This is a genomic window from Bradyrhizobium sp. UFLA05-153, assembly GCF_054185185.1.
The window spans coordinates 17776-27603 of record NZ_JBBIAM010000121.1 but is presented as its reverse complement, the minus strand read 5'-3'; the positions used below and the strand labels follow the sequence as shown (position 1 = coordinate 27603).

Annotated in this window: 7 protein-coding genes; 4 read left to right on the top strand and 3 right to left on the bottom strand. The window is 64.7% G+C overall.

What is annotated here, in order from left to right; translation table 11 throughout:
- A partial coding sequence (locus tag Q2941_RS41780) for a DUF2849 domain-containing protein (protein ID WP_458196161.1) occupies window positions 1-293 on the bottom strand: 293 nt, incomplete at its 3' end.
- Window positions 290-1717, bottom strand: a complete 1428-nt coding sequence (gene cysG / locus Q2941_RS41775) for a siroheme synthase CysG (protein WP_254109119.1) — start codon at window positions 1715-1717, stop codon at window positions 290-292. The genes cysG and Q2941_RS41780, both read right to left, overlap by 4 nt.
- A 244-nt stretch (window positions 1718-1961) precedes the next feature.
- On the opposite strand from cysG, the gene cysD reads away from it, so the two are divergent.
- The 3 genes from cysD (at window position 1962) to Q2941_RS41760 (ending at window position 7220) form a co-directional block, all read left to right on the top strand.
- Complete coding sequence (gene cysD / locus Q2941_RS41770; protein WP_027521786.1) at window positions 1962-2756, top strand: sulfate adenylyltransferase subunit CysD; 795 nt, start codon at window positions 1962-1964, stop codon at window positions 2754-2756.
- Window positions 2757-2778: 22 nt separating this feature from the next.
- Entirely contained in the window at window positions 2779-4695 is a 1917-nt protein-coding gene (gene cysC / locus Q2941_RS41765; RefSeq protein ID WP_254109120.1) for an adenylyl-sulfate kinase, read from the top strand.
- Window positions 4696-5054: 359 nt separating this feature from the next.
- Complete coding sequence (locus Q2941_RS41760) at window positions 5055-7220, top strand: malate synthase G (RefSeq protein ID WP_458196160.1); 2166 nt, start codon at window positions 5055-5057, stop codon at window positions 7218-7220.
- Between the two features lie 83 nt (window positions 7221-7303).
- On the opposite strand, the gene Q2941_RS41755 is transcribed toward Q2941_RS41760, so the two are convergent.
- Window positions 7304-7459 (bottom strand): Thivi_2564 family membrane protein, encoded by a 156-nt coding sequence (locus Q2941_RS41755; RefSeq protein ID WP_100235107.1) that lies wholly within the window; start codon window positions 7457-7459, stop codon window positions 7304-7306.
- Window positions 7460-7726: 267 nt separating this feature from the next.
- Here Q2941_RS41755 and Q2941_RS41750 point away from each other — a divergent pair, with 267 nt between their 5' ends.
- Complete coding sequence (locus Q2941_RS41750) at window positions 7727-9820, top strand: methyl-accepting chemotaxis protein (protein ID WP_458196159.1); 2094 nt, start codon at window positions 7727-7729, stop codon at window positions 9818-9820.
- Window positions 9821-9828 lie beyond the last annotated feature (8 nt).

The window sequence follows — 9828 nt, the reverse complement described above, 5'->3', positions numbered from 1 at the left end:
GTCACACCGGTGCGGCGGATCTGCTCACGCAGGTTTCCGGGGAGGATCTTGCCTTCCTCGTCGACCTGTACAGGCGCGATATAGGCGCCGACTGCGCCGACGTCATCGGCTACCGACTCTGCTAGCAACGCCTTGGCCTCATCCGAGTTGCGCACGATCGCGGCATCCGACAGGTCCACGGACCAGCCCTTGGCGGCGGTACGATAGACCACGATGCCATCCCAGGTGCGGTTGGCGGTCACCACCGAGGGGCCGGCGATCTTGATTTTCTTTTGTTCAAGCGGAGAGGTCATTGGGCAGCTTCCAATAGCTCAGAGATGATTTGCCTGGGGGATTGATGGCGAAAGGCGCCGGCATGCCGGACCACATCGCCGATGATGAGAATGGCGGGACCGCCGTCGAGGCGTTTGACGAGCTCGGGCAACTCGGCAAGCGTGCCGATCGCGCCTTGCGCATCGGGGCGCGTGACACGGGCGAACACGCCGACCGGCGTCTCCGGCGAGCGGCCGGCGGCCAGAAGACCCTCGCGCACCGTGGGTGCTGCGGTCATGCCCATATAGACGACGACCGTCATCCTGGTGTCGGTCAGCGTCGACCAGTCCACGGTCTCGGCATCGCGCGCCTTGTGCGCGGTGACGAAGGTGATGCGAAGCGCTTCGTGACGATAGGTGAGCGGCACCTCGAAATCCGCAGCGGCGCCGAGACCAGCGGTAATGCCGGGCACGATGGAATAGGCGACGCCCGCTGCGCGCAGCGCTTCGACTTCCTCGCCGCCGCGGCCGAATACGAAGGAATCGCCACCCTTCAGGCGCACCACACGCTGGCCGGACTGCGCGGCCTCGATCATCAATTTGTTGATGGCGTCCTGGCCGATGCCGGGCTTGCCGACGCGGCGGCCGACCGGAATGCGCGCCGTGTCGCGACGGATACGATCGAGGATTTCAGGTGACACCAGCTCGTCATAGAAAACGACGTCGGCATCCTGGAGCGCGCGCAGCGCCTTGATGGTGAGGAGATCGGGATCGCCGGGGCCGGCGCCGACCAGCGCGACGTTCCCCGCCGGCTTGTCCGCCAGCGCGAATGCGGAGGGATCGGCGATGGCCTTGAGCGCGGCTTCTGCTTCGGCCTTTCGGCCTGCAAGCACCAGCGCGCCAATTGGACCATCGATCACGCGCTCCCAGAAGCGGCGGCGCAGCGGAAACTCGGCAATCGCGGCATGAATGGATTTGCGGAAGCCGCCGATGAATTCGGCGAGATCGCCAATTCTGGCGGGCAGCAGCGCTTCGATCTTCTCGCGCACGCGCCGCGCCACGACCGGCGAGGCGCCACCCGTGCCGACGGCCACCACGACGTCGCCGCGGTCGACGATCGCGGGGAAGATGAAGCTCGAATGTTCGAGATCGTCCATGACGTTGACGGGCAGCCCGAGCGACCGCGCGCGCGCCGACATCGCCACGCCAATGTCACCCGCGCCTGCGCATACTATGGCGATGACGCCGGTCAGATCAGCGGTCAGCGGATCGCCGGCAAGAAAGGTTACGCGTTGCGCATCATCAGCGCCGACGCCGCTGAGGTCGTGATTGCCGTCCGTCGCATGCACGCGGATACGCGCGCCGGCGGCCGCGAGCACGCGCAATTTGGCGCGCAGCAGCTCGCCGGCGCCGATGAGGACCACCGGACCGGTCTTGATGTCGAGGAACACCGGCAAGAAGCGCATACGGTACTCGCTTCCCCAATTACGGGGTTGACTGGAATTATTTTCTATATATGTCTCATTTCGAGCGCGCAAAGAGAAAATTTTTTCTTCTCTCCCGCGCCGCAACTATAGAATTTTCGCCTCCAAACGCAAAGTGGCAGAGATGCATCTTCTCAAGGACGATTCCGCAGCTGTCGGAGTGAGCAGCCCGGCCCTCATCGGGCGCGTCGGCGCGCAAGAATTTTCTGCAGATCTTCCGCCCAGCATGGACCATCTCGACCAGTTGGAAGCGCAGAGCATCTATATCTTCCGCGAGGCCTTCGCCCGGTTGAAGAAGATCGCTCTGCTGTGGTCGCTGGGCAAAGACTCCAACGTCATGATTTGGCTTGCGCGGAAGGCCTTCTTTGGCCGCATGCCGTTCCCCGCCCTGCATGTCGACACCGGCAAGAAGTTTCCGGAGATGTATCGCTTCCGCGATCATTACGGAAAGGAATGGGATCTCGACCTGCGCGTCGAGCCCTGCCCGCCCATCGATGCCGTCGATCCGACGCTGCCGCCTGCCGCACGCTCGGCCGCGCGCAAGACCGAAGGCCTCAAGATGGCACTCGCCAAATTTGGCTTCGACGGTCTGATCGCCGGCATCCGCCGCGACGAGGAGGCGACGCGCGCCAAGGAGCGCGTGTTCTCGCCGCGCGGCCTGGAGGGCAATTGGGACGTACGCGACCAGCCGCCGGAGTTCTGGGACCATTTCAACGCCTCGCCGCCGCAGGGCGCCCATTTGCGCATCCACCCGATCCTGCATTGGACCGAGGCCGACATCTGGGCCTACACCAAGCGCGAGAACATCCCGATCATTCCGCTGTATCTTGCCAAGGACGGCAAGCGCTATCGCTCGCTGGGTGATCAGGACATCACCAATCCGGTGAATTCGACTGCGTCGAACATCGACGAGATCCTGATCGAGCTCGAACAGACCAAGGTGCCGGAGCGCGCGGGCCGTGCGCTCGACCACGAGACCGAGGACGCCTTCGAGCGTCTGCGCGTCGCCGGCTATCTCTGATCCCTGAGGACGCAACGCGGCTATGAACATGATCGTCACTTCTGCTACGCCGGCAACTCCGAACGGCACCACGCGTCCGCAGGTCCGCATCGTCATCGTCGGCCATGTCGACCACGGCAAGTCGACGCTGGTCGGCCGCCTCCTGCATGAGACCGGCAGCCTGCCCGAGGGCAAGCTCGAGATGCTCAAGGCCGTGAGTGTGCGGCGCGGCATGCCCTTCGAATGGTCGTTCCTGCTCGACGCCCTCCAGACCGAGCGCGACCAGGGCATCACCATCGACACGACGCAGATCCGCTTCCGCACCAATTCGCGCGACATCGTGCTGATCGACGCGCCCGGCCACGCGGAATTCCTGCGCAACATGATCACCGGCGCCTCGCAGGCCGACGGCGCGGTGCTGATCATCGATGCGCTCGAAGGCGTGCGCGACCAGACCCGCCGGCACGGCTATCTCCTGCATCTGCTCGGCGTGAAGCAGGTCGCGATCGTCGTCAACAAGATGGACCGCGTCGATTTCAGCGCCGATCGCTTCAAGGAGATCAGCGACGAGATTTCAGCGCATCTGAAGGGCCTCGGCGTGACGCCGACGGCAGTGATCCCGATATCGGCTCGCGACGGCGACGGTGTCGCGGAGCGAACCGACCGCATCGGCTGGTACAAGGGCCCGACCGTCGTCGAGGCGCTCGATCATCTCGAGCCGGCGCGGCCGCTGGAGACGCTGGCGCTGCGCCTGCCCGTGCAGGCGATCTACAAGTTCGACGATCGCCGCATCGTGGCGGGCCGCATCGAATCCGGCAGCCTGAAAGCCGGAGACGAGATCGTGATCATGCCGGCCGGCAAGATCGCCAAGATCAAGACCGTCGAGAGCTGGCCGGTGACGCCGGTCGCCACCCGCCAGGGCGCGGGCCGCTCGGTCGGCATCACGCTCGACCGCGAGCTGTTCGTCGAGCGCGGCGACATCATCGCGCATGCCGGCGCCGCGCCGCGTGAGACGCGGCGTCTGCGCGCGCGCATCTTCTGGCTGCACGACAAGCCGCTCGCCAAGGGCGATCAGCTCCTGGTGCGCTGCGGGCCGAAGGAAAGCCGCGCCACGGTCGTTGCGATCGAGAAGGCGGTCGACCCCGGCGAGCTCGAGAGCAGCGAGAACAAGGCGATCGGCCGCAACCATGTCGGCGAGATCGATATTTCGCTTTCGAATCCGATTGCCACCGATCCCTATACCGAGAACCCGCGCACCGGGCGGCTGGTGATCGAAGTCTCAGGGCGCATCGCCGGCGGCGGCCTCGTGCTGTCGGTCGATGCCGGCCAGCGCGCCGTGCCGGTCGACATCGTGCCGGTGGAATCCGCACTCCGTCCCGACGAGCGCTCCGCGCGCTATCAGCACAACGGCGCCGTGGTCTGGCTCACCGGCCTTCCCGCCTCCGGCAAGTCGACGCTGGCAAAGGCACTGGAGCGGCGTCTGTTCACGAATGGCGGCTCGCCGATCCTGCTCGACGGCGACACGCTGCGCGCTGGCCTGAACAGCGATCTCGGCTTCTCCGCCGCCGATCGCAGCGAGAACATCCGGCGGCTTGCGGAAGTCGCGACGCATCTTGCTCGCAACGGTCACATCGCGATCGTCGCCGCCGTCTCGCCCGCGCGCGAGGACCGCGCCACCGCGCGCCGCATCGCCGACACGACGTTCCGCGAGATCTACGTCGCGACGCCCGCCGAAGTCTGCGAGAGCCGTGATCCCAAGGGCCACTACGCCAAAGCCCGCTCCGGCGCGCTTCAGTCGTTCACCGGCATCGGCAACGACTACCAGCCGCCGCAAGGCGCCGAGCTGAGCATCGACACCTCGACGCGTACGGTCGCGGATGCGACGGACGCGATCGAGCAGATGCTGAAGGCAAGCGGCGTGCTGTTCGACGAGGTCGTCGACCTCGCCGCGAATATTTGAGCCTGTCCTATTTCTCCAAGTCGTCGCCCGGCTTGCCGCCTTCGCTGAAGCTTCGGCGAGCAGAGTTCGCGAGCCTCGTCGGAGCCTTGGCGGAGACGGGACCGGGCGACCCAGTATTCCAGAGACAGCGATGGGATACGGAGAAGCGGCAGCGGCCTGGATTCCCCGCCTTCGCGGGGAATGACAACGGTGCGTGGGGCACCCACCTCATCTTGACATTTTGACAGACCTTTAGGGGTCTTCTCACGGCCCCAGTTTTGAGGCTAATAGGGCCTCGAAAGCCGCCCTTTATGGGCGCATTTTGCTGCCGACGGGTCAAAGGCAGCCAAAAAACGCCATTTCCAACAAGAAAGCCCCTCATGAAACGCCACGACGCCCATGGTTTGAAGATCGCCCCTGTTCTCTTCGACTTCATCGCGAAGGAAGCGGCCCCGAAGACCGGGATCGCGCCGGACGCATTCTGGGCTGGGCTTGCCGCGATCGTGAAGGATCTGGGTCCCAAGAACCGCGCGCTGCTCGCGGTTCGCGACAGCTTGCAGGCCAAGATCGACGACTGGCACCGCGCGAACAAAGGCAAGCCATTCGACATCAATGCCTATACCGCCTTCCTGAAGGAGATCGGCTATCTCTTGCCCGAGCCTGCGACGCAGAAGGTCGAGACCGCTGATGTCGACGAGGAGATCGGCAAGATCTGCGGGCCTCAGCTCGTCGTGCCTCTCACCAATGCGCGCTACGCGCTGAACGCAGCGAATGCGCGCTGGGGCTCGCTCTACGACGCCTTCTACGGCACCGATACGATCCCGCATGACGCTGCCGATACCGCCAAGGGCTACAGCAAAGCGCGCGGCGACAAGGTCATCGCGAAAGCGAAGGCATTCCTCGACGCCGCCGTGCCGCTCGCGACCGGCAGCCACACCGACGTCACCGCCTATAGCGTGGTCGCTGGCCAGCTTGCGGTGAAGCTGAAGAGCGGCAACGCCACCGCGCTGAAGAACGCCGCGCAATTCGCGGGCTTCCGGAGCGAGGCGGCGGCGCCGTCCGCAGTGCTGCTCGTGAACAATGGCCTGCATGTCGAGGTGAAGATCGACCGCAGCAACACGATCGGCAAGGACGATCCGGCCGGGGTTGCCGACATGATCATGGAGGCCGCCGTCTCCACCATCCTCGACATGGAAGACTCCGTCGCCGCGGTCGATGCCGAGGACAAGGTGCTGGTCTACCGCAACACGCTCGGGCTGATGAACGGCACGCTGTCGGCAGATTTCGAGAAGGGCGGGAAGACACTGACCCGCGCACTCAACACCGACCGCAGCTACAAGACGCCGGACGGCAAGGGCGAGGTGAAGCTGCACGGCCGCAGCCTGCTCCTGATCCGCAATTGCGGTCACCACATGTTCACCGATGCGGTGCTCGACGAGACCGGCGAGGAGATTCCGGAAGGCCTGCTAGATGCAGCCGTCACCGGCCTGCTCGCGATCCACGACCTCAAGGGTCTTTCCAAGAGCAAGAACAGCCGCACCGGCTCGGTCTACATCGTCAAGCCGAAGATGCACGGCCCCGACGAGGTCGCGCTGACCTGCGAGATCTTCGGCCGCGTCGAGCAGATGCTGGGACTGCCGGAGAACACGCTCAAGGTCGGCATCATGGACGAGGAGCGGCGCACCACCGTCAATCTCAAGGCCTGCATCCAGCAGGCCTCCAGGCGCATCGTCTTCATCAACACCGGCTTCCTCGACCGCACCGGCGACGAGATCCACACCTCGATGGAAGCGGGGCCGATGATCCGCAAGAACGAGATGAAGGCGCAGGCATGGATCAAGGCCTATGAGGACTGGAACGTCGACATGGGGCTGATCGACGGCCTGCCCGGCCACGCCCAGATCGGCAAGGGCATGTGGGCGGCGCCCGACAAGATGGCGGACATGCTGCAACAGAAGCTCGCCCATCCGCAGGCCGGCGCCACCACCGCCTGGGTGCCCTCGCCGACGGCGGCGACGCTGCACGCGCTGCACTACCATCAGGTCAACGTCATCGCGCGCCAGCAGGAGCTCACCAAGGGCGGGCCGCGCGCAAAACTCTCCGACATCCTCACCATTCCGGTGTCGAAGTCGAACTGGGCGCCCGATGACGTCAAGCAGGAGATCGACAACAACTGCCAGGGCATTCTGGGCTATGTGGTGCGCTGGATCGACCAGGGCGTCGGCTGCTCCAAGGTCCCTGACATCCACGACGTCGGGCTGATGGAAGACCGCGCCACCTTGCGCATCTCGAGCCAGCATCTCGCCAACTGGCTGCACCAGGGCGTCATCACCGAAGCGCAGGTGATGGAATCGCTCAAGCGCATGGCCGTCGTCGTCGACAAGCAGAATGCCGGTGACCCGCTCTACAAGCCGATGGCGCCGTCGTTCGACGGCGTCGCCTTCAAGGCCGCCTGCGACCTCGTCTTCAAGGGCCGCACGCAGCCGAACGGCTACACCGAATACATCCTCACCGCACGCCGCCGCGAGGCGAAGGCCGCCGGTTAATTGCGGCTGGCCGGTCTGACGTCAAAAGCCCCGGTCCGCGCCGGGGCTTTTTTGCGAGATCCGTAGATGGATAACGGGCCCCGCTAAAACACCGTGAGGTACTTCAACAGCGAGACGATGCCGATGATGATGACGATGACGCGCGCGATCTGCTTGGCGCGGCCGTCCATCGGCAGCATGTTGATGAGATAAAGAACGAGGATGACGACGAGAAAGGTGACGAGTACGCCAACGAGCATCGGAAGGCCCCCTTCAGGCAAATTGCTAACGAACTCCTAACGCCGCGCCCGCCCTTCGGTTCCATTCAAGCAACCCGTTGCAACTTCTAGTAAATACGTACTTCTACCGGCCGAGCTACTGATTAAAACTTTACCCTTTTCCTTCCAAATGCCGAAGCGCTTGCGCCGCGCCGCAGGCGGGCATTGCCGATTTGAAGGCCGCTCCTTCCTGATTCGATTGTCGGGGCGCTGCTTTCCGAGCTTTGAAATAGGAATTGGGGGACTTCGATGCTCAATCGTCTGACCGTATCCGTGCTGCTCAAGGCGGTGATCGCGATCACGTCGGTCTGCGTGGTGATTGCACTGTCCCTCACCGCCCTCGAGTCATGGGAGCGTCTCAGGACCGCAAACCGCATCTCGCGGATTGCCGACGCGTCCGCCGATCTCTTCAAGGCGATGCACAATCTGCGCACCGACCGCTCGACGACCTCGCGGCTCCTCAACGCGACGGAGCCGATGGACGCCGAGATCGACAAATACCTGCGCGACTTGCGTGAGGCCGAGATGCCGGCGATGGCACGCGCGCTCGAGCTGCTGCCGACCATGGACTTCCCGCAATCGACGACGCTGGTGCCCGAGCTTGCCCGCCTGTTCAAGCTGCTCGGCGACGAGCAGAAGCAATTCTGGGACGAGGTGGTGAAGCCGAAGGAGCAGCGCCGGACAAGCCTCGCCAAGGAATATATGGAGACGACGCAGGGCCTGTTGGAGACGCTCGACAAGACCTCCAATATCCTCGTCGCCAGCGTCAATCACCAGGATGCAATGATCGACCAGTTGCTGGCGATCAAGCAGAATGCCTGGCTGCTTCGCAACACCGGTGGCGAGGCGTCGCTGATCGTCTCCAACGGCATCGGCGCCGGCCGTCTCGCGCCCGAGACGCGCATCGCCTACATCCAATATGTCGGCGGCATCGCCGCGACGTGGAAAGCGCTGGATTTATCGACCTCCGGCATGCAATTGCCGCCGGCACTCGTCTCGGCGATGACCGCTGCCAAGGCCGCCTATTTCGATCCCGATTACCTCGCGCTGCGCGATCGTCTCGCGAACGCGGCGGCCAATGGCGAGAAGCCCGAACTAACCGCAAATCAGTGGACGCAGGCCACGGTGGCGCGGCTCGCGAGCGCCGTCGTCGTTGCCGAAGCCGCGCTCGACGCCGCCAAGAGCCATACACTGGAGCAGCGCATCGCAGCCCAGCGCGCACTGATCGTGCAGCTCACGCTCCTGGTGCTGGCCTTGGCACTGACCGCCGGAGCGATCATGCTCGTCACCCGCCGTGTCATCACGCCGCTGGTCAATATTCGCGATGCCATGCTGAAGGTCGCCGGCGGCGATCTCGCCGTCGATAGCGGCTATCTCGACCGGCAGGACGAGATCGGCGCGCTCGCCGGCGCGCTGGAAACCTTCAAGCAGCAGGCCAATGACAAGCTGAACATCGAGGCGCAGGAGCGCGAGCGCAATGCAGGTGCCGCGGCACGTCAACGCGCGGTCGAAACCTATGTCGGCGAGTTCGAGGGCGTCATCCGCAAGACACTTGGCGAGCTGGGTGAGGCTTCCGGAGAAATGCGCAAGACCTCGGGCGATCTCTCGGCCGTCTCACGCCAGACCAACGACCGCGTCCAGGTCGCCGGCAAGGCCTCGGGTGACGCCTCGATGAGCGTGGACAGCGTGGCGGCAGCGGCCGAGGAGCTCAGCGCCTCGATCAACGACATCAGCCAGCAGGCGGCGCACGCCGCGGGCATCGCCAGCCGCGCGGTCAGCCAGGCGCGGGAGACCGACGGCACCGTGCAGGGCCTTGCCAAATCCGCCGGACGCATCGGTGAGGTTGTCGGGTTGATCAACACCATTGCCGCGCAAACCAACCTGCTCGCGCTCAATGCGACCATCGAAGCCGCCCGCGCCGGTGAAGCCGGCCGCGGCTTTGCCGTGGTTGCCTCCGAAGTGAAGTCGCTGGCGAGCCAGACCGCCAAGGCGACGGAGGAGATCTCCGAGCAGATCTCCGACATCCAGAAGGTCGCGGGCGATGCCATCAATGCCATCCAGGCAATCGGTGGCATCATTGGCGAGGTCAACGAGGTCGCGACCGCGATTGCCACCGCCGTCCAGCAGCAGGGCGCGGCGACGCAGGAGATCACACGCAGCACGCAATTTGCCGCGCAAGGCACCAGGAACGTCTCGGACAATATCACGGGCGTGAAGGCCGATGCGGATGCCGCCGCGGCCGCAGCCGACAATGTCAAGCACGCCTCGGAAACGCTGGAGACCCAGAGCCGTCAGCTCGGCCACCAGGTCACCGACTTCCTCGGCAAGATCCGCGCGGCGTAGGCTGCGCA